The organism is Arthrobacter sp. BG5 (assembly GCF_056680155.1).
Genome location: NZ_CM155268.1, coordinates 2459089 through 2478932, shown reverse-complemented (window position 1 = coordinate 2478932; position 19844 = coordinate 2459089). Strand labels below are relative to the sequence as shown.

Here is a 19844-nt window from a genome sequence, read left to right as displayed (position 1 = left end):
AAGCATGACGGCAGGAACCGAACCTTCCACCCGCTGGCCGGCGATCCCCAAGGACCCGGGCAGCTTCCGGGTCCGGCCCAACCTGCTGGATTATGACGCGAGCTGCGCGGCCTTCTCCTGGGAGGACGCCCGCCGGGAACTGTCCGGACTGCCCGGGGGCCGGGGCCTGAACATCGCCTTCGAGGCCGCGGACCGGCATGCGGCCGGCGGACGCGGCGGCCGGGAGGCGCTGCGGTTCATCCGCGCCGACGGGACCAGCCACGCGCTCACCTACGGGCAGCTGGCCGAGCAAAGCAGCCGGTTCGCCGCGGTGCTGCGCAGCCTCGGCGTCGGGCGCGGCGAGCGCGTCTTCTCGCTCAGCGGCCGCGCCCCCTCCCTCTACATCGCGATGCTCGGCACCTTTAAGAACGCGAGTGTGTTCTGCCCGCTGTTCTCGGCCTTCGGACCCGAGCCCGTGCGGCAGCGGCTGCAACTGGGCTCCGGGCGGGTGCTCGTCACCACGCGGGCGCTCTACCGGCGGAAGGTGGCGCAGCTGCGCGGCTCGCTGCCGGAGCTGCGGCATGTGCTGCTGACCGACGCCGGCGGCGACCCGGAGCCGGGCACCCTGGACCTGGAAAGGCTGATGCGGGCAGCCCCCGCGGACGGGGAGATCGCGGCGACCGGGCCCGAGGACATGGCCCTGCTGCATTTCACGTCCGGCACCACCGGCACACCGAAGGGCGCCATCCACGTGCACGACGCCGTCACCGCCCACCACGCAACCGGCACCTTCGCGCTGGACCTGCACCCGGATGATGTCTACTGGTGCACGGCCGATCCCGGCTGGGTGACCGGGACGTCCTACGGTGTCCTCGCCCCGCTTAGCCACGGTGTGACGAGCATTGTGGACGAGGAGGAGATGGACGCGGACCGTTGGTACCGGATCCTCGCCGAGCAGCACGTCAGCGTCTGGTACACCGCGCCCACCGCGCTGCGGATGCTGATGAAGGCCGGGGCCGAGCGGGCCACCGGGCACGACCTGTCCGCCCTGCGCTTTGTGGCCAGCGTCGGCGAGCCGCTGAACCCGGAGGTGGTGGTGTGGGGCAAGGAAGCCTTCGGCCAGCCGGTGCATGACAACTGGTGGCAGACCGAAACGGGCGGGATCATGATCTCGAACTTCGCGGCCACCGAGATCCGTCCGGGCTCCATGGGCCGGCCGCTGCCCGGCATCGAAGCCGCACTGGTGGCCCGGGACGAACAGGACAAACCGGTGGTCCGGGACGGGCGGGCGGTGCTGGTCACCGAGCCGGACGCCATGGGCGAGCTGGCGCTCCGGCCCGGCTGGCCCTCGATGTTCCGCGGCTACCTGCACGAGGAGGAACGCTACCGGCGGTGTTTCGTGGGCGGCTGGTACCTCACCGGCGACCTCGCCAAGCGCGACGCCGACGGCTATTACTGGTTCGTCGGCCGCGGCGACGACGTGATCAAGTCCTCGGGGCACCTGATCGGCCCGTTTGAGGTGGAGAGCTCGCTGATGGAGCACGAGGCCGTGGCCGAGGCCGGCGTCATCGGCGTCCCGGACCCGGTCGCCGGCGAGGTGGTCAAGGCCTTTGTGGAGCTGCGCCCCGGCTGGGAGCCGTCCGAGCAGCTGCAGCTGGACATCATCGGTTTCGCGCGCAAGCGGCTGGGTCCCGCGGTAGCGCCCCGGCTGTTGGACTTCACCACGGCACTGCCGAAGACGCGCAGCGGGAAGATCCTCCGCCGCCTGCTCAAGGCCCGCGAGCTGGGGCTGCCGGAGGGCGACACGTCCACCATCGAGTCTCCGCCTGGCGAGGCGGCGGACTCACCGCCGGGCGGGGCAATGCCCGGCAGCCAGCCGGGGGCTACGGGCCGCGCAGCCGGCACGGTACCGGAGGTCCGCAAGTGACCGGGCCCCTGGCGGCGCCCGCCGGCCCGCTGGATGCCGCGCACGGCCGGCACCTGCTGCTGCAGATGCTGCGCGTGCGCCGGTTCGAGGAGAAGTGTGTCGAGCTCTACAGCGCCGCCAAGATCCGCGGCTTCCTGCACGTCTACATCGGCGAGGAGGCCGTGGCGGCCGGGGTGCTGGAGGCGCTGTCGCCGGAGGACGCCGTCGTCGCCACCTACCGGGAGCACGGCCACGCGCTGCTGCGCGGTGTGTCCGCGGGGTCGATCCTGGCCGAAATGTACGGCTGCGTGGAGGGCTGCTGCCGGGGACGCGGCGGTTCCATGCACCTCTTCGACGCCGCCACCCGCTTCTACGGCGGGAACGCGATCGTCGCCGGGGGCCTGCCGCTCGCCGTCGGGCTGGCGCTCGCGGACAAGATGGCCGGGCGTTCGCGCGTCACCGTGTGCTTTTTCGGTGAGGGCGCCGTCGCGGAAGGCGAGTTCCACGAAAGCCTCAACCTGGCCGCCCTCTGGCAGTTGCCGGTGCTGTTCTGCTGCGAAAACAACCTCTACGCGATGGGCACCGCGCTGGGCCGCTCCGAGTCGCAGACGGACATCGCGCTGAAGGCCGCCGGGTACGAGATCGCCGCGTGGGCCGTGGACGGGATGGACGTGCTGGCCGTGGAGGAGACCGCCCGCCGCGCGGTCGACGCGGTCCGGGCCGGCGGCGGCCCGCACTTCCTGGAACTGCGCACCTACCGTTTCCGGGCGCACTCGATGTTCGACCCGGAGCGGTACCGGGAGAAGGCCGAGGTGGCCCGCTGGCTGGAACGGGATCCGATCGCGCTGCTGCGCTCGGCGATGGAGTCCGCCGGCCAGCTCACCGGGGAACAATGGCAGCAGCTGCAGTCCGACGCCGAGGCGGAAGTCACGGCCGGCGTCGAGTTCGCGGACGCCGGCACGCCCGAGCCGCTCGAGGACCTCACGCGCTTCGTGTACAGCGAGCCCGGTGCCTGGCCGGACGGGCCCGGATCATGAAATCCAGCTACCGGGAGGCGCTCCGGGCCGGGATCCGCGACGCGCTGCAACGCGACCAACGGGTGTTCCTGATGGGTGAGGATGTGGGCGCCTACGGCGGATCCTTCGCCGTGAGCCTGGGCCTGCTGGAGGAGTTCGGTCCGGAGCGGATCCGCGACACCCCGCTGTCCGAGTCCGGCTTCGTCGGCGCCGGCATCGGCTCCGCGCTGGGCGGGATGCGTCCCATCGTGGAGATCATGACCGTCAACTTCAGCCTGCTGGCCCTGGACCAGATCGTGAACAACGCCGCGTCCCTGCTGCACATGTCCGGCGGCCAGTTCCACGTGCCGCTCGTGATCCGGATGACCACCGGCGCCGGCCGCCAGCTCGGCGCCCAGCACTCGCACAGCCTGGAGGGCTGGTACGCGCACATCCCCGGCCTGCGGATCCTCACCCCCGCCACCCTCGAAGATGCCCGCGGAATGCTCTGGACCGCGCTTCAGGACCCTGATCCGGTGCTGATTTTCGAGCACGGCTCGCTGTACAACGTCCCGGGCGAGCTAGCCGACGACGCCGGCGCGGTGGACATCACCAGTGCCGCCATCCGGCGCCCCGGCACCGACGTCTCGCTCATCACCTACGGCGGGACGCTTCCGCTCACGCTCGAGGCCGCCGCGCAGCTCGCCGCCGACGGCATCGACGCCGAGGTGCTGGACCTGCGCACCCTGCGCCCGCTCGACGACGCCGCGATCCTCGCCTCCGTGGCCAGGACGCACCGCGCCGTGGTGGTCGATGAGGGCTGGCGCAGCGGCAGCATCTCGGCCGAAATCAGCGCCCGGATCAGCGAACACGCCTTCTTCGAGCTGGACGCGCCGGTGGGCCGGGTCTGCAGCGCGGAGGTGCCGATCCCCTACTCCAAGCACCTTGAACTCGCCGCGCTGCCCTCCGTGGAACGGGTGGTCGCGGCGGCGCGGGAGGCGGTCGGGACGCGTGGCTGATTTCCTGATGCCTTCGCTCGGGGCCGACATGGAGCACGGCAAGATCGTCGAATGGCTGGTCAAACCGGGCGACTACGTCCGCCGCGGGGACCTGGTGGCCGTGGTGGACACGGACAAGACCGTGATGGATGTCGAGTCCTTCCAGGAGGGTGTGGTCGCCGACCTCCTGGTGGACATCGGTGAAACCGTGCCGGTGGGGACTCCGCTGGCCCGGATCACGCAGACCCCGGCCGAGGTCGGGACCCCGATCCACGAGGCGCCGCCGGCCCGGCCCGTGGCCGCGACGCCGGAGTCCGCGAAGGCCGTCCCTCCCCCGGAAGCGCCGCCGATCGCGCCGCCGGTCCGGCACCTCGCGCACCGGCTCGGCGTCGACACCGGACGGATCCACGGCACCGGCAAGGACGGGGCCATCACCCGTGCCGATGTGGAGCACGCGGTGGCAGCCCGGCCGCCGACCGCCGGGCGGGTGCGGTCCTCGCCGCGGGCCCGGCGGCTCGCTGCCGAACTCGGCGTCGAGCTGTCCGCCGTTCCGGGCACCGGGCCGGAGGGCGCCGTGACCGTGGAGGACGTCCAGCGCTCCGCGGCCCGCCAGCCGGCCGGTCCCCCGGAAAGTGTGGCGGCGGCCGCGGCAGCGCCAGGAGTACCTCCCGCGGCAGCGCCGGCGGTTGAGGCCCCGGCGGCGGCGGAACCGGCGGCGGCGGAACCGTCGGCGGAACCGTCGGCGGCGCGCGACCGGGTGGCCACGCTGCGCCGGGCTATCGGCGCGCTGATGTCGCGCTCCAAGCAGACCATTCCGCACTATTACCTGAGCACCACCCTGGACCTGCGCGCCGCCGTCGGCTGGATGCAGGCCGTCAACGCGCAGCGGCCGGTGGCATCCCGGCTGGTCCCCTCCGCCCTGCTGCTCAAGGCCGCGGCGCTCGCGGCTAAGGACGTCCCGGAGGTCAACGGCTTCTACGTCGACGGCGCGTACCGGCCCAGCGCCGCGGTGCATCTGGGCGTGGCGGTGGCCCTGCGCCAGGGCGGCCTGGTGGCGCCGGCGATCCACGACGCCGACACCCTGGCCCTCGACGAGCTGATGGCGCAGCTGCGCGACCTGGTCGGCCGCGCACGGGCCGGGCGGCTGCAGCGCGCCGAGATGGCGGACCCCACCATCACCGTGACGAACCTCGGGGACCTCGGCGTGGACAGTGTCTACGGGGTGATCTATCCGCCGCAGGTGGCGATGGTGGGCTTCGGCCGCGTGCTGGAGCAACCCTGGGCGGAGAACGGGATGCTGGGTGTTCGGTCCGCCGCGGTCGCCACCCTGTCCGCGGACCACCGGGTCAGCGACGGGCTGCGCGGCGGCCGCTTCCTCGCCCGGATCGAAGAGCTGCTGCAAAAACCCGACGAATTGTAGAGACGGAGACGCCATGAACGAACAGGATGCCCGGGCCGCGGTCCGTGCCGCGCTGGGCAAGGTCGCACCGGAGGTGGAGCTGGACGACGTCGACGGCGGCGCGCGGCTCCGGCAGGACCTCGAGTTGGACTCGCTGGATTTCCTGCGGCTCGTGGAGACCATCGACGAGGGGACCGGCGTGGACATCCCGGAGCGTGATTACCCCGCAGTCGCCACGGTCGACGGCCTGATCAGCTACCTCGCCACGCACGGCTGACCTGCATCCGCCGCCCCAATCTCCCGTCGATTGCTGCGAAACCGCCCTTTTGGCGGGGCTAAACGGCGGCTGCGGAGCAATCGAGGGAAGTGCGAGGTCAGGGCTGCGGCTGCGGCCGGGCCTCGGCGCGGCGTGCGAAAGCGGGGGCGTGTTCGGGGCGGGGCCCGAAGCCAATGAGTTTGGGAATGATCCGGCGGACTGCCGGAATCCGCCTGGCCAGGAAGAGGGCCGCGGCGGGAAACGTAGCCCGTTTTCCGGCCATGATCGGGCCGAAGACGGCGCGGTGCATCAGCCGCTGGCCGGTCTGCACGATCACGGTGGGAAGCCGCCGTCGTCGTTCCACGCGTCGGAGGTCCGCCGCCGTGACCCTGCCCCGGAGCAGCGCCGGGGCCAGGAGCTCCGCTGCCGCTACGGCGTCCTGGATGGCGAGGTTGATGCCGACGCCGCCGGCCGGGGACATCGCATGCGCCGCGTCGCCGATGCAGAGCAGGCCGTTGATGTGCCAGGACTGCAGCCGGTCCAGGCGGACGTCGAGCCAGTGCAGGTCGGCGAGGGACCGGATCGCTTCTACCCGGTCCGCGAGATCCGGCCGAAGCCCGGCGATCCGGCGCCGGAACCCTTCGATGCCCTCGGCGCGGATCCTGGCGTCGGTGCCTTTCGGGGCGAGGTAGCCCATCTGGTAGTAGTCGGTGCGGGTCAGGGCCACCAGCGCCTCGCCCGGTCCGAATGCCGGCACTAGACCGGCCACCTCGCCGGCTTCGGCGGGATCCCTGGGCAGCCGGAACCACCAGGTGTCGAACGGCACCGGAAACTCTTTGGGCGCCAGCCCGACGGCGGCCCGGAGCACCGAATGGCGTCCGTCGGTCGCGACCACCAGGTCGGCCCGGAGTTCGCCCTGCGTGCCGTCCGGGGCGCGGAACCGGACCCCGCGGACGCGGCCCCCGTCGCGGACCAGCCCGGTGGCCGTGTGGCCCATCAACAGCGTAAACGCCGGCTCCTCGGCAGCGGCGGCGGCCAGGAAGTTCAGGAAATCCCACTGCGGCATCATGGCGATGTAGTTGTACGGCGGCCGCAGGGAATCAAAGTCGCCCATGGTCACCGGCGGCCCGCCCGGGACCGGGAATACGACGCTCCGCAGCCGGCTTTGCGGCAGGCGGCGGAACTCCTCGCCGAGGCCGAGCTCGTCGATCAACCGGATGGTCGACGGGTGCACCGTGTCGCCGCGGAAGTCGCGCAGGAAGTCCGCGTGCTTTTCCAGGACCGTCACCTGCACGCCGGCCCGGGCCAGCAGCAGGCCCAGCATCATTCCGGCCGGGCCGCCGCCGACCACCACACATCCCGTCGTCTCCATGGCCATACGCTACGCCTGCCACCCTTGCCGCGGGAGGGGTTTTCGCGCCGGAGCCGCGCCTCGCCGGGCACTGGCCGCCGGCAACAGTTGAGCCGCATTGACACAGCTGGCTAGGCTGTGAGGCATGCGTGAACTCCAGGCGAAGATCATTGAAGAAATGGGCGTGCAGCCCCGGATCGACCCCCCCGGGGAGGTGCGCAAACGCGTTACCTTCCTCAAGGACTACCTCAAGGCCAGCCACACCAAGGGCTTCGTCCTGGGCATTTCCGGCGGCCTCGATTCCTCATTGGCCGGGCGGCTGGCGCAGCTGGCGGTCGAGGAACTCGACGCCGAAGGAGTGGAGGCGAACTTCGTGGCCGTCCGGCTTCCGTACGGTGTGCAGCACGACGAGGACGACGCCCAGGCGGCCCTGGACTTCGTGCGGGCCAAGACGGAATGGACCTTCAACATCTCGGCCGCGGTGGACGGCTTCGAGGACGAATTCGAGAAGACTGTGGGCAACGGCATCTCCGATTTCCACAAGGGCAACACCAAGGCCCGCACCCGCATGATCGCGCAGTACGCCCTGGCCGGCGAACACAACTACCTGGTGATCGGCACCGACCACGGCGCTGAATCCGTGACCGGGTTCTTCACCAAATACGGCGACGGCGGCGCGGACATCCTGCCGCTCTTCGGCTTGAACAAGCGCCAGAACCGGGCCCTTCTCGCCGAGCTCGGCGCCCCGGCGCGCATCTGGGAAAAGGTCCCGACGGCGGACCTCCTGGACCATAAGCCCGGCCGCACCGACGAGGACGAGCTCGGCCTGAGCTACGACACGATCGATGACTACCTTGAAGGCCGGGACGTCCCCGACGCCGCGGCCGAGCTGATCGAGCAGAAGTACCTGCGGACCCGGCACAAGCGCACCGTTCCGGTCACCATCTTCGACACCTGGTGGAAGCAATAGCCCGCCCGTAGCGGGTGCGCCCGGGGGCACTTTGGGGGCTAAACGGGCACCACGGACGCCCGATGTCGGCGTGTCCGCGCCAAAGTGCCCCCGGACCGCGGACAGCCGGGTTGGCTGCCCGGCCGGGCCGTCCGGTCGCGCTGCCCGCTAGGTGCCCTGCAGCTGCAGTGAAATCCGGTGCGCCTCGTCCATCAGCAGGCGGCCCAGGTGTTCCCGGCGGTCTTCGCGGAAACGCGGTTCGATCCCGGTCAGGGACAGCGCCCAGGCAGGCCGGCCGCGCTGGTCGAAGACGGCGGCGCCCATCCCCCAGCTGCCTTCCAGTACCAGGCCCGGGTTGACCGAATAACCTGCCTGCCGGGTCGCCTCCAGATTCGCCCGGACCACTTCCTCGCTGTGGGCAGCGGCAAAGCTCCCGGCATGGGCGGCCCAGCCGGCCAGCAGCGCCTCCTGCTCCGCCGCCGGCAGGAACGCCATGATGGCGGTGCCGGCCGACGCCACCCCGAGCGGGAAGCGCACTCCTTCGTGCAGCACGAAGGAGCGCACCGGGAAGCTGCCCTCCTCCCGGAGCAGGCACACGGTTTCGGCGCCGCGCCGGATGGAAAAGAAGGCGCTTTCGCCGGTTTCCTCGGCGAGCCGGCGGAGGCTGGGACGGGCAATGTCCTCCAGCGGGAAACGTGCCGAGGCCACGGAACCCATCAGGAGGATCTCGGGCCCCAGCACCCAGTTGCCGCTCTGCGGGTCCTGGTCCAGCAGCCCCTCGGCGGCCAGGGAGGTCAGCAGCCGGTGGGCGGTGGGGCGCGTGAGCCCGGATTCGCGGACCAGCTCCACCAGCGGGGAGCCTTCAGGTTTCCGGCCAACGATCCGTAGCAGGGCTGCGGCGCGGCTCACCACCTGGGCTCCCTGCACGGGGACGGCGTTCATCTTTTCCTCGCAATTCCTCAGAACGTTCCTCAAAACATCCACATTGTGGACCATGCCCAGCCTAGCGTCCACACTGTAAAAAAGCACGAACTGCTGCGGATTCTCGGCGTTGACAGTGCTCTGCGCCACACCCTAGGCTCTTTCCTCAGGCGAACAGTCCACAACGTGGATCACGTCGGCGGCCCGGCCGCCGGTTATTCAACAGCTCAATGAGGAGATGCAAATGTCAAAGGTGAAATCCGGCGCGGCCGCGGCGCTGCAGGACGTACTGCGGGACGGCATGACGCTCGCCGTCGGAGGCTTTGGCCTGAGCGGCATCCCCGCCGACCTGATCGAGGCCGTGCGGGACTCGGGCGTCAAGGACCTCACCGTGGTGTCCAACAACATGGGCGTGGACGGCAAGGGCCTCGGCGTGCTCATCGAGGCCGGCCAGGTCCGCAAGGTCATCGCCTCCTACGTGGGCGAAAACAAGCTCTTCGCCGAGCAGTACCTCGCCGGCAAGCTGGAGGTCGAGTTCACCCCGCAGGGCACCCTCGCCGAGCGGCTCCGCGCCGGCGGCGCCGGCATCCCGGCCTTCTACACCAAAACCGGCGTCGGCACCCTCGTCGCCGAAGGCAAGCCGCTGGCGGAGTTCGACGGCGAGACATTCGTCCAGGAGCGTGCCATCAAGGCCGACGTCGCCCTGGTGCACGCCCACACCGCCGACACCGACGGCAACCTGGTTTACCGCTACACCGCGCAGAACTTCAACCCGGTGGTCGCCACGGCCGGTGCCGTCACCGTCGCGGAGGCCGAGGTGATCGTGGAGCCGGGCCAGCTGGACCCGAACCACATCGTCACCCCCGGAGTCTTCGTCCAGCACCTGGTGCAGGCCAGCGACCGGGTCAAGGACATCGAACAGCGCACCGTCCGGCCCCGCGCCGAAGCCGCCGACGCGGACAAAGCGGCCGACGCCGCCTCCGCCGCCACCATCTAATCCGGCCTGAGCGCCGCCACCCCCACCTTCAGGAGAATCATCATGGCTTGGACCCGGAACGAAATGGCCGCCATCGCGGCCGAAGAACTCAACGACGGCGACTACGTCAACCTTGGCATCGGCATCCCCACGCTGGTCGCCAACAACCTGCGCGACGGCGTCCGCGTCGTCCTGCAGAGCGAGAACGGCCTGCTCGGCATGGGCCCGTTCCCCTATGAGGGCGAGGAAGACGCTGATCTGATCAACGCCGGCAAGCAGACCGTCACCGTCCTGCCCGGCGGGAGCATCTTCGACTCGGCCACCTCCTTCGGCATGATCCGCGGCGGCCACGTCAAGGTCGCCATCCTAGGCGCCATGCAGGTCTCCGGCGCCGGCGACCTGGCCAACTGGACCATCCCCGGCAAGATGGTCAAGGGCATGGGCGGCGCCATGGACCTCGTCGCCGGCACCCCGCGCGTTGTGGTCCTCACCGAACACAACGCCAAGGACGGCACCGCCAAGATCGTTAAGGAATGCACCCTGCCGCTCACCGGGCTGAGCTGCGTGGACCGCATCATCAGCGACCTCGCCGTGTTTGACCTGGAAAAGGTCGACGGCAGCCGCCGCCTGACGCTCACCAGGCTCGCCCCCGGCGTCACCGTGGCGGAGATCCGGGAGAAGACGGAGGCAGAGTTCGACGTCGACCCCTCCCTCGACGGAACCCCCGCCCCCGACGCCGGCAGCCTGGAAGGAGCCGCGGTATGAGCCTCAAGGACCAGTTCGGCAAGGATGTCCTGCTCACCGGCTGGGGCCACAGCCGGTTCGGCAAGCTCACGGATGAAACCCTCGAGTCCCTGATCGTGCAGGTCGCCAGCGAGGCGATCGGCAACGCGGGGATCGAACCCGGCCAGATCGACGAGATCTACCTGGGCCAGTTCAACTCCGGGATGATGCCGCTGGCCTTCCCGTCCTCCCTGGCGCTGCAGGTTTCCGAGCAGCTGGCCAACGTGCCGTCCACGCGCGTCGAGAACGCGTGCGCGTCCGGCTCGGCCGCGTTCCAGCAGGGCACCAAGTCCCTGCTCGCCGGCACCGCCAAGACGGTCCTGGTGATCGGCGCCGAGAAGATGACGCAGGCCGGGGCCGACGTCGTGGGCGCTGCCCTGCTCGGCGCGGACTACGACATGGCCGGCAAGCCCTCCAGCACCGGCTTCACCGGGCTCTTCGCCGAAGTGGCCAAGCACTACGAGAAGCGCTATGGCGCTGGCGCAGGGAACCTCTCCGATGTGCTGGGCACGATCGCGGCGAAGAACCACCGCAACGGCGTGGACAACCCGTACGCGCAGCTCCGCAAGGACCTCGGAGAGGAGTTCTGCCAGACGGTCTCGGACAAGAACCCGATGGTCGCCGACCCGCTGCGCCGCACCGACTGCTCGCCCGTCTCCGACGGCGCCGCCGCCGTCGTGCTGAGCGTTGCCCCCACCGGCGGCGCCACCGCGCCGGTGCGGCTCGCCGGCTTCGGCCAGGCCAACGATTTCTTCCCGACCGACCGCCGCGACCCCACCGCCTTCGCCGCGACCCGCGCCTCCTGGCAGCGGGCCCTGGGGATGGCCGGCGTCGGTCTGGAGGACCTGGACTTCGCCGAGGTGCACGACTGCTTCACGATCGCCGAACTGTTGATGTACGAGGTCATGGGCCTGACCGAGCCGGGCCAGGGTGCCCGCGCCGTCAAGGAAGGCTGGGTCTTCAAAGACGGCAAGCTGCCGGTCAACGTCTCCGGCGGACTCAAGGCCAAGGGCCACCCGGTGGGGGCCACCGGCGTTTCGCAGCACGTCATCGCGGCGATGCAGCTCACCGGCACCGCCGGGGACATGCAGCTGGCCGCCCCGCGCCGTGCCGCGGTTCAGAACATGGGCGGCGTGGGCATTGCGAACTACGTCAGCGTGCTTGAAGCCGTCTGAGGCGCCGCCCGCGGACATGGTGCGGGTCACCAACTGGCTAGGCCTGGCGGCCGGTGCACCCGTGATGGTGCGCCGGCCCGGCCGTGTCCCGGCCGCCGCAACGGTGGAACTCGCGACCCCGGACGGAAAGATCCTCTGGGTCAGGTACTGGACCTCGGCCGAGCGCGCCATGCTCCACAAGGCCGACGGGACCCAGGTGTGGTGCGAGGCGAACCTTGGCTGAGTCCAGCATTGAAAACGTGGCCGACCTGCTCTTCCGGGACCTGCAGTACCTGAAGGCCGGCAGCGTGGAGCGCTGCGTCACCGACGTGGCCGGGTACCGGGGCGTGGCCGAGGCGGACATCAGCTCCTCGGTGGAACAAAACCTTCGGATGGCCATCCAGGCCGTGAAATCCGGGACCGTGCCGGAGTCATCGCAGCTCGCCCTCGAAGCCAGGGTGGCGCAGGTCCGGTTCCACCAGGGCATGCGGATCGAGGATGTGCTGCGCGGCTACCGCCTGTCCATGGCCGTGATCCAGGACCGCTTCCTCGACATCGCCCAGGAGCTACGGCTCGGCGACCGGGAGGTCCTCGCCGCGCACCGGGTTCTCTGGGGCGTCAGCGATTCCTACACGGCCGCCCTGGTGCATTCCTACCGCGAAAGCAGCGTCCAGCAGGCCGTGCGCGACCACGAACTCCGGCAGGGCTACCTGCGCGCCGTGCTGGCCGGAAGCCTCGCCGGCGCGGACCTGGTGTCCCGTTCCGCCGACTTCGGGATCGATCCGCGGCGCGAATTCCGCGCCCTCCGTGCACGCGCCAGGGCCGGGACATCCCCGGATGAACTCCTCGGGGAGCTGGTGGCACCGCTGCGGAGCGGCGACGGGGTCCTGACAGTCCTGGCCGGCGACGTCGTCGGTTTCCTCGCCGCCAAGCCTGCTGCCGGCAGCGCTGCAGCGACCATCGCCGTCGGACCCCCGCGACCCCTCACGGTCCTGGCGCAGTCCGACGCCGTCGCCGACCGCGTCTTCGCTGCCGCCTGGCGGCGGCCGGACGGCGGCTCGTTCAGCCTGGAGGACCTGACCTGGCGCACCGCGGCCGGCGATCCGGACGTCACCGAGGTGCTGCGCCTGCGCTACCTGGCACCGTTCGCCGACGACGCTGAATTCGGCCGGATTGTGCTGGACTCGGTGCGGCTTTACCTGACCAACGACCGCCGGATTTCCGCGGCCGCGAGGGCCCTGTCCGTGCATGAGAACACCCTGCGTTACCGGCTGCAGAAGTTCGAGCAGCTCACCGGCAGCCGGCTCGATGCGACCGGGACCCTCGTAGAGCTGTGCTGGGCGTTCGAGGCCTGCCAGGACGGGACCGCACCCCCGGTCGACGGCCAATTGTAGGAATCCACAACGGCCCCTCGAATCCCTTTGAGCTGGCTCCATGTTCGGGGTCGCGGCGCCTCCGTAACGTGGTCTGCATCACAGCCGGACGAACTGCTGCCCCCTGCGCCCCGACGGGCCGGACGATGCGGCATCCCTCGTCCGGGCCCATCGGATCTGGGAGTCACCGGATGAGCGTCATCACCGCAGCACCACCTGTCAGCAGGACCCGCCAACTCGCGGCAGCCACGGTCGGCAACATCGTTGAATGGTTCGACTGGTACGTCTATTCCATGCTGGCGCTGTACTTCTCCAGCCAGTTCTTCCCCAAGACCGGCGACCCCGTGGTCCCGCTGCTGAGCGCCATGGCGATCTTCGCCGTTGGCTTCTTCATGCGCCCGCTCGGCGGCCTGCTGGGCGGCATGGTGGCGGACCGCCTGGGACGGAAAAAGGCGCTCACCGCGACCGTCATGCTGATGGGCGTCGGCAGCCTGCTGGTGGCCGTGGCGCCCACCTACGACCAGGTGGGGGTGCTCTCCCCGATCCTGCTGGTGGTGGCCAGGCTCCTGCAGGGCCTGTCCACCGGCGGTGAATTCGCGGCCTCCTCGACCTTCCTGGTCGAGTCGGCTCCGGCGGGCCGCCGCGGCTTCTTCTCCAGCTTCCTTTACATCGGGGCGACGCTCGGCAACGTGGTGGCAATCGGCTCCGTCGCGCTGCTCGTGGCCTGGCTCCCGGACGACGCCATGCACGAGTGGGGCTGGCGCGTGCCGTTCGCCATCGGGACCCTCGGCGCTGTGGCCGGCCTGTTCATCCGCCGCTTCGCCGAAGAAACACTGTCACTCAACGACGACGCCGATCCGTCCGTCCCGCCCGGCACCAGGCGCGCCCGGCCCTCGGCCTTCGAGTTCATGCGCACCCACCCCAAGGAATGCCTGCTGGTGTTTGGCATCAACGCCGCGCCGACCCTGTTCTTCTACGTCTTCTCCTCCTACCTGCCTACGTACGCGCACATCACGGTGGGTTTCGACATGAAGAACGCACTCTTCGTCGGCCTGATCTCGCTGAGCTACTTCGCGGTCCTGCAGCCGCTGATGGGCATCCTCTCGGACCGGATCGGCCGCAAGCCCCTGCTGCTGGCGTTCGGCATCGGTTTCACCGTGCTGACCATCCCCCTGCTCCACATGCTGCAGAACAGTTTCCTGTCCCTGCTGCTGGTGCAGATGGCCGCCCTGACGCTGCTCGCCTGCTACACCTCCATCACCTCCGCCGTGATGTGCGAGCTCTTCCCGGCACGGATCAGGGCCGCCGGCATCGGCCTTCCCTACGCGCTGGGCGTAGCGCTGGTCGGCGGCACCGGACCGTACGTGGCCACCTGGCTGGCCGACGCGAAGATGATCGACGCCTTCGGCTGGTACCTGACCATCCTCGCCGCGATCACGACGGCCGTCTTCCTGCGCCTCAGGGAGAGCTACCGGACGGGGCTGCCCCAGTGAGCGTGATCGGATTCTTTGACCGCGGCTGGAGCTGCAACCCGAACGGCGTCGCCTACGTGCAGGAAGAAACCGCCTTCACCTTCACCGAGGCCGGCGAGCTGTCCTGCCGGATCGCCAACGCACTGCTGGACTCCGGCCTCTCCCCCGATGCCAAGGTCGCGGTACTCTCCCCGAACGACCCGCTAGCCTGGATCTGCGTGCTCGGTATCTGGCGGGCCGGGCTGACCTGGATCCCGGCCAATCCGGCGAGCCCGACGGGTGAAACCGCGCAACTGCTGGCCGGGTTCGACGCGGAACTGGTGATCTTCCATGCCGCCCTCGACCAGGCGGTCCGGCAATTGCAGGACGGGCTGACCGGCGTCCGTCACTGGATCCGGTTCGGGCCGGACGGTGCCGCGGGGGCCGGGGGCACCGGGGGCACCGACGGCTCTGCCGGCTCTGCCGGCTCTGCCGGCTCTGCCGAACCCGGGGCGCCCGGAACAACCGCCTTCAACCAGTGGATCGGCGCCCAGCCGCCGACCAAGCCGGCCGTCAACGCGTCCCCGGAGGACGTGGTGTCACTGGCCCCCACCGGCGGCACGACGGGCTTGCCGAAGGGCGTCATGAACACCAACCGGAGCCTGTCGGCCTTCGTGGCGCACCTGATGATGGCGGCCCACTACGGCTCCGAGGATGCCGTGGTGAACCTCGCCGCCGCGCCGATGACCCACACCGCGGGCCTGCTGAGCCTGGCCGCCACGGCCCGCGGAGGGACCGTGGTGGTCCTGCCCAAAGCAAGCCCGCACGCGGTCCTCGACGCGATCGAGAGGTACGCGGTGACGGACCTGTTCCTGCCTCCCACCGTGATCTACCGGCTCCTGGAGGTGCTCAAGGAGCACCCACGGGACCTCTCCTCGCTGCATTACCTGATCTACGGCGCGGCCCCGATGTCGGTCGAGAAGCTGCGCCAGGCGCTGACGGCGATCGGTCCGGTGATGATGGAACTTTACGGACAGATGGAGGCGCCGGCGTCGGTGACCTTCCTGCGCCCGGATGAGCACTTCGTCGCCGGCGCGGTCGCCCCGGATTCACGGCTTTCCTCCTGCGGCCGGCCGTATCCGCTGGTCGAGGTGGAGATCCGCGACGATGACGGCCGGGCGCTTCCGGCCGGGACGCCCGGCGAGATCTGTGTCCGCGGCGACCTGGTCATGAAGGGTTACTACAAGAACCCGGAACAGACGGCGCAGGCGCTGCGGGACGGCTGGCTGCACACCGGCGACATCGGCGTCTTCGACGAGGAGGGCTACCTGCACCTGACCGACCGGCGGCGGGACCTGATCATCTCCGGCGGCTTCAACGTCTACCCGAGCGAAGTCGAGCAGGTGATCTGGAGCCACCCGGCCGTGCGCGACTGCGCGGTGGTGGGCGCCCCGCACCCCGACTGGGGCGAGGCGGTGACCGCCGTCGTCGAACTGAACGAGGGCTGCACCCTCACGGAAGCGGAGGTCATTGCCCTGTGCAAGCAGGAACTGGGGAGCATCCGCGCCCCGAAAGCGGTGCATTTGGTTCCGGCGCTGCCGCGCAGCGTCAACGGCAAAGTCCTGAAGAAGACCATCCGCGAAACCTTTTGGCGCAACGAGAAATCCAAGATCTAGGAGAACACTGATGACGAAGAGACTGCAGGGAAAGATCGCCCTGGTGGTGGGGGCCGGTTCCAGCGCCCCGGGAATGGGCAACGGCAAGGCCACGGCGATCGCGTTTGCCCGCGAGGGCGCCACGGTGGTGTGCGCGGACGTCAACGAGGCGGCCGCGAAGGAGACGGAGGGCCTGATCCTGGCCGAGGGCGGCCAGGCACGGCATCTTGCCTTCGACGTGACGGACTCCGCCGCGGTGGGCCGCGCCGTCGCGTCCGTCATCGACGAGTTCGGCCGGATCGACGTCCTCGACAACAACGTCGGCATCGCCAAGGTGGGCGGCGTGGTGGAACTGGACGAGGCCGAGTGGGACCGGGTCCACGCGATCAACCTGAAGGGCCCGTACCTGACCATGAAGCACGTCATCCCGCACATGGTTGCCCAGGGCGGCGGCTCCATCATCAATATTTCGTCGCTGGCGGGCGTCCGCTGGACCGGCGTTCCGTACGCCACCTACTACTCCTCCAAAGCGGCGCTGAACCACCTGAGCCGCACCACCGCGGCCGAGTACGCCGCGAAGCACGTCCGGGTCAACGCCATCCTGCCTGGGCTGATGGAAACGCCGATGGTGACCGAGTCCGCCGAGCTGGCCGGCGCCTACGCAGACGGGCAGCGCGAGGAAATGCTGAAGAAGCGCCACGCCCAGGTGCCCATGGGCCACATGGGCACGGCGTGGGACGTGGCAAACGCCGCGGTGTTCCTGGCCAGCGACGAGTCCGCCTACGTCACCGGGATCGAGCTGCGGGTCGACGGCGGCATTTCGCTGGGCTTCGGAAGCAACTCTTAGCCCAACGCGGGGTCAGCTACAGCCCATGCCGGGCGCGTCTACCGGCCGTAGCTGACCCCGCGTTGGGGGTCAGGAGTAGTCGTTGTAGAAACCGCGGCCGCTCTTGACCCCCGGCCAGCCCTTTTCGATGTAGTCCTGCAGCAGCGGCGCGGACTTGTTCTCCGTCCCGGCCAGCTCGCAGTAGTGGTTTTCGATGTCCAGGACCACGTCCAGGCCCACCTCGTCCATGTAGCGGAACGGTGCGGTGTCGGACTTGAAGACGTCGGCGAACAGGGCGTCGACGTCCTGCGGCTCGGCGACGCCCTCGGCCACCACCAGGAGGGATTCGCGCTTGATCGCTGCCCAGATCCGGTTGAAGATGAAGCCGGTGCTCTGTTTGCGCACCCGGTGGGGCACCAGCGCATACTTCGGCAGCTCGGCCATGAGCAGCTCGATGACTGCCGGATCGGTGTGCCCGCTGGACATCAGCTCCACGGAACGGACCGCAGGCGGCATGTAGAAGTGCATGTTCAGGACCCGTTCCGGGCGGGTCACGCCGCCAATGAATTCGGCGGAGGCAAACGAGGACGAGTTGCTCGCCAGCACGGCATCCGGGGCCGCCAGCTGGTCAAGGTCAGCGAAGATCGCCTGCTTCAGACCAAGCTTCTCGGGGACCGCCTCGACCACAAGCCAGGATTCCCGCAAGGCATCAGCTAGATCGTCCTTCGCGGCGAGCCGGACTCCCGATGTGCCCCCGAGTTCCTCCACGGCGCGGTGGCGCTGCGTTGCGATGTATTCGACGGCGGCCCTGGCCACGGCGAGGTCGGTGTCGTAGATGCGCACCTCGCCGCCCTGGAGCGAAAGCATCAGGCCGATGCGCCTGCCCAGCGTGCCGCCTCCGATGATAGTGATGGGCCGGTCCGCGATGTTGGCGGGGAGCGTGTACGTCATGTCAGTTCCTTTCAGCCGGCCGCCGGCTATGCGGCAGCCAATTTGATGCGGTTCATGCGGGTGCCCCTGGCGATCAATACAAGGGCAGGGACAGCGGCCAGCACAAGGGCCGAACCGTAAATCAGGGTGGTGTTCTTCATCCCCGCAACCGGGACCAGCAGTCCCGCCGCCACGGCCGGGACGCTGAAGCCGAGGTAGCAAATCAGGTAGATGCTGGAGAGCATTCCGATGCGCTCATGCGGCCCGCACAGCGGCAGCGTCATCCGCATCGCCCCGAAGTAGCCGCTGCCGAATCCCACACCGGCCACCATGGTGCCGGCGAAATAGTAGGGCGCGGACCCCAGTTGGACCGCGAGCACCGTCAGGGAGATCCCGGCGATCAGGGCGAGGACGCCGGTCAGGAGTGTGTTCCGGTCGGACCAGCGGCGGACGACGAGGATCGCCAGGGCCCCCGGGACGAAGAGTGCGAACAGGGCCAGGCCGCCCACCAGCACCGAGCTGTCCTTCGTGATCGAATGCGCAAGGGCCGGCCCGAGGGAGAGGTAGAAGCCGGCGAGCGCCCAGGTCGCGGCCGCCACCGGCATGGTCGCGGTCATCGTTTTGCGCGCGGAACTGGGGACCTTCGCCTCGGGAACCAGCGAACGGAGCCAGCCGGGGGCTTTCCGCCCCGCGCTCGGCAGCCACAGCAAGGCGGTCCCGAGCACCAGCAGCAAGGCGGCGAGGAAGAAGTACACGGTCTTGGTAGGTTCCGGCAGGAACCGGACCAGGGACGCCGAGCCCAGGGCGCCGATGGAGAGCCCCACCGGCGAAGCGGCACTGTTCACGAGGGAGCCGCGGCCGCGGCGGACGGGGCCCTCAAAGGCCAGCAGCGCGGCCCCGGCCGCGCCCATGGCCGCACCGGTAGCGACGCCCTGCAGGGCCCGCGCCGCGAGGAGCATTTCCGGACCGGGCGCGAACGCGAACGTCATCATCGCGCCGATCTGCAGCACCACGGCACCGAGCAGCACGGGCCGGGTGCCGAGATGGTCCGCCAGCGACCCGACAACCAGCAGCGTCAGCAGCACGGCCACCGCATACACGGCGAAGATCACCGTCACAGCGGCGGAGCCGAGCCCCCATTCCCTGGCGTAGAACTCGTACAACGGCGACGGCGCCGACGAAGCCCCGATAAAAACCGTCAGGAGCGCCGCGTGCAGCCAGAACGCGGTACCGGTGTTCTTCAATGCTTTCCCTGCCTACTAACCAAACGACTAAAGCACAATCTGTGCATTAAGAGACTAGCACCGGAAACTGCCACTAAAGCGGAACTTTTGCCTTAGCATGGTGTGATGATGGCTACAGCGACTCCTCGCCCGGGCGGCCGCAGCGCACGCGTCCAGCAGGCGGTGCACCAGGCAGTCCGCGCGCTGCTGGAGGAGAACGACGGCGACCGCTCGGTCCTGTCAGTGCCGCTGGTGGCGGAACGCGCCGGGGTGAACTCCTCCACCATCTACCGGCGGTGGGGGGACCTGCCGCGGCTGCTCGCCGCCGTCGCGTCCAACCGGATGCTGCCCGAGCAGGTGGAGGACACCGGCTCGCTCAAAGGGGACATGGAGGCCTGGTTCGTCCCCTACGTCGAGGAATTCTCCTCCCCGCTGGGGCGACAGGTGCTGCTGGACATGCTCGCGGACGGCGCCGTGACCCGGGACTATTTCGCCCTCATGCAGGGCCATGTCGAGGAGATCCGCCGCCTGGCCGAAGCCCGCGGCGAGACCGCGCCGGCGACCCGGGACATTGTCGACACCGTGGTGGCGCCGGTAATATACCGCATCCTGTTCAACCATGAGTCCGCCCCGGAACTGAGGGTCCAGGACCGGATCAGCCGGCTGCTGCGGCCCGGAACCGCTTCCGACGTCCAGGACTAGACTCGTTTCCAGCCCCC

At 69.7% G+C, this 19844-nt stretch carries 19 protein-coding genes; 15 read left to right on the top strand and 4 right to left on the bottom strand.

Annotated elements, in window-relative coordinates; all coding sequences use genetic code 11:
• Window positions 1-4: 4 nt before the first annotated feature.
• From acsA to AC1MBE_RS11505, 5 genes are read left to right on the top strand one after another with little or no spacing between them, the layout of a single operon-like run.
• Window positions 5-1906 (top strand): acetate--CoA ligase, encoded by a 1902-nt coding sequence (gene acsA / locus AC1MBE_RS11525; RefSeq protein ID WP_479778361.1) that lies wholly within the window; start codon window positions 5-7, stop codon window positions 1904-1906.
• Window positions 1903-2922 (top strand): pyruvate dehydrogenase (acetyl-transferring) E1 component subunit alpha, encoded by a 1020-nt coding sequence (gene pdhA / locus AC1MBE_RS11520; protein ID WP_479778359.1) that lies wholly within the window; start codon window positions 1903-1905, stop codon window positions 2920-2922. Before acsA ends, pdhA begins: the two co-directional genes overlap by 4 nt.
• Window positions 2919-3899: an alpha-ketoacid dehydrogenase subunit beta gene (locus AC1MBE_RS11515; RefSeq protein ID WP_479778357.1), complete on the top strand. Its 981-nt coding sequence runs from the start codon at window positions 2919-2921 to the stop codon at window positions 3897-3899. The genes pdhA and AC1MBE_RS11515 overlap by 4 nt, the downstream gene beginning before the upstream one ends.
• Window positions 3892-5298 carry a 2-oxo acid dehydrogenase subunit E2 gene (locus AC1MBE_RS11510; RefSeq protein WP_479778355.1) on the top strand — a complete coding sequence of 469 codons (1407 nt, stop codon included), beginning with the start codon at window positions 3892-3894 and terminating at the stop codon, window positions 5296-5298. The genes AC1MBE_RS11515 and AC1MBE_RS11510 overlap by 8 nt, the downstream gene beginning before the upstream one ends.
• A 13-nt stretch (window positions 5299-5311) precedes the next feature.
• On the top strand, window positions 5312-5554 hold the full coding sequence (locus AC1MBE_RS11505) for an acyl carrier protein (protein ID WP_479778353.1): 243 nt from the start codon (window positions 5312-5314) through the stop codon (window positions 5552-5554).
• Between the two features lie 97 nt (window positions 5555-5651).
• Here AC1MBE_RS11505 and AC1MBE_RS11500 read toward each other — a convergent pair whose 3' ends face one another.
• Window positions 5652-6905 (bottom strand): FAD-dependent oxidoreductase, encoded by a 1254-nt coding sequence (locus tag AC1MBE_RS11500; protein WP_479778351.1) that lies wholly within the window; start codon window positions 6903-6905, stop codon window positions 5652-5654.
• Window positions 6906-7029: 124 nt separating this feature from the next.
• Here AC1MBE_RS11500 and nadE point away from each other — a divergent pair, with 124 nt between their 5' ends.
• Window positions 7030-7854 carry an ammonia-dependent NAD(+) synthetase gene (gene nadE, locus AC1MBE_RS11495; RefSeq protein WP_479778349.1) on the top strand — a complete coding sequence of 275 codons (825 nt, stop codon included), beginning with the start codon at window positions 7030-7032 and terminating at the stop codon, window positions 7852-7854.
• Window positions 7855-8001: 147 nt separating this feature from the next.
• Here nadE and AC1MBE_RS11490 read toward each other — a convergent pair whose 3' ends face one another.
• A complete protein-coding gene (locus AC1MBE_RS11490) occupies window positions 8002-8775 on the bottom strand; it encodes an IclR family transcriptional regulator (RefSeq protein WP_479778347.1) in 774 nt (257 codons plus the stop codon).
• A gap of 223 nt (window positions 8776-8998) precedes the next feature.
• On the opposite strand from AC1MBE_RS11490, the gene AC1MBE_RS11485 reads away from it, so the two are divergent.
• The 8 genes from AC1MBE_RS11485 to AC1MBE_RS11450 all read left to right on the top strand — a co-directional run bounded on the left by AC1MBE_RS11485 (window position 8999) and on the right by AC1MBE_RS11450 (window position 16993).
• A complete protein-coding gene (locus tag AC1MBE_RS11485; RefSeq protein ID WP_479778345.1) occupies window positions 8999-9751 on the top strand; it encodes a CoA transferase subunit A in 753 nt (250 codons plus the stop codon).
• Window positions 9752-9793: 42 nt separating this feature from the next.
• The gene (locus AC1MBE_RS11480; protein ID WP_479778343.1) at window positions 9794-10495 is read left to right on the top strand and encodes a CoA transferase subunit B; all 702 of its coding nucleotides are present in this window, start codon (window positions 9794-9796) and stop codon (window positions 10493-10495) included.
• On the top strand, window positions 10492-11688 hold the full coding sequence (locus tag AC1MBE_RS11475; RefSeq protein ID WP_479778342.1) for an acetyl-CoA acetyltransferase: 1197 nt from the start codon (window positions 10492-10494) through the stop codon (window positions 11686-11688). The genes AC1MBE_RS11480 and AC1MBE_RS11475 overlap by 4 nt, the downstream gene beginning before the upstream one ends.
• Window positions 11675-11911, top strand: coding sequence for a hypothetical protein (locus AC1MBE_RS11470; protein WP_479778340.1), 237 nt, complete (start codon window positions 11675-11677; stop codon window positions 11909-11911). Before AC1MBE_RS11475 ends, AC1MBE_RS11470 begins: the two co-directional genes overlap by 14 nt.
• Window positions 11904-13061, top strand: a complete 1158-nt coding sequence (locus AC1MBE_RS11465) for a helix-turn-helix domain-containing protein (RefSeq protein WP_479778338.1) — start codon at window positions 11904-11906, stop codon at window positions 13059-13061. The genes AC1MBE_RS11470 and AC1MBE_RS11465 overlap by 8 nt, the downstream gene beginning before the upstream one ends.
• A 170-nt stretch (window positions 13062-13231) precedes the next feature.
• On the top strand, window positions 13232-14533 hold the full coding sequence (locus tag AC1MBE_RS11460) for an MFS transporter (protein ID WP_479778336.1): 1302 nt from the start codon (window positions 13232-13234) through the stop codon (window positions 14531-14533).
• Window positions 14530-16167: a class I adenylate-forming enzyme family protein gene (locus AC1MBE_RS11455; RefSeq protein ID WP_479778334.1), complete on the top strand. Its 1638-nt coding sequence runs from the start codon at window positions 14530-14532 to the stop codon at window positions 16165-16167. The genes AC1MBE_RS11460 and AC1MBE_RS11455 overlap by 4 nt, the downstream gene beginning before the upstream one ends.
• Window positions 16168-16177: 10 nt before the next feature.
• Complete coding sequence (locus AC1MBE_RS11450) at window positions 16178-16993, top strand: SDR family NAD(P)-dependent oxidoreductase (protein ID WP_479778332.1); 816 nt, start codon at window positions 16178-16180, stop codon at window positions 16991-16993.
• 69 nt (window positions 16994-17062) lie between these two features.
• On the opposite strand, the gene AC1MBE_RS11445 is transcribed toward AC1MBE_RS11450, so the two are convergent.
• Window positions 17063-17923, bottom strand: a complete 861-nt coding sequence (locus tag AC1MBE_RS11445; RefSeq protein ID WP_479778330.1) for a 3-hydroxyacyl-CoA dehydrogenase family protein — start codon at window positions 17921-17923, stop codon at window positions 17063-17065.
• A 26-nt stretch (window positions 17924-17949) separates the two neighbouring features.
• Window positions 17950-19146, bottom strand: a complete 1197-nt coding sequence (locus AC1MBE_RS11440) for an MFS transporter (protein ID WP_479778328.1) — start codon at window positions 19144-19146, stop codon at window positions 17950-17952.
• Between the two features lie 105 nt (window positions 19147-19251).
• Between AC1MBE_RS11440 and AC1MBE_RS11435 the strand changes: the two genes are divergently transcribed.
• A complete protein-coding gene (locus AC1MBE_RS11435; protein WP_479778326.1) occupies window positions 19252-19827 on the top strand; it encodes a TetR-like C-terminal domain-containing protein in 576 nt (191 codons plus the stop codon).
• The last annotated feature ends 17 nt before the right edge of the window (window positions 19828-19844 follow it).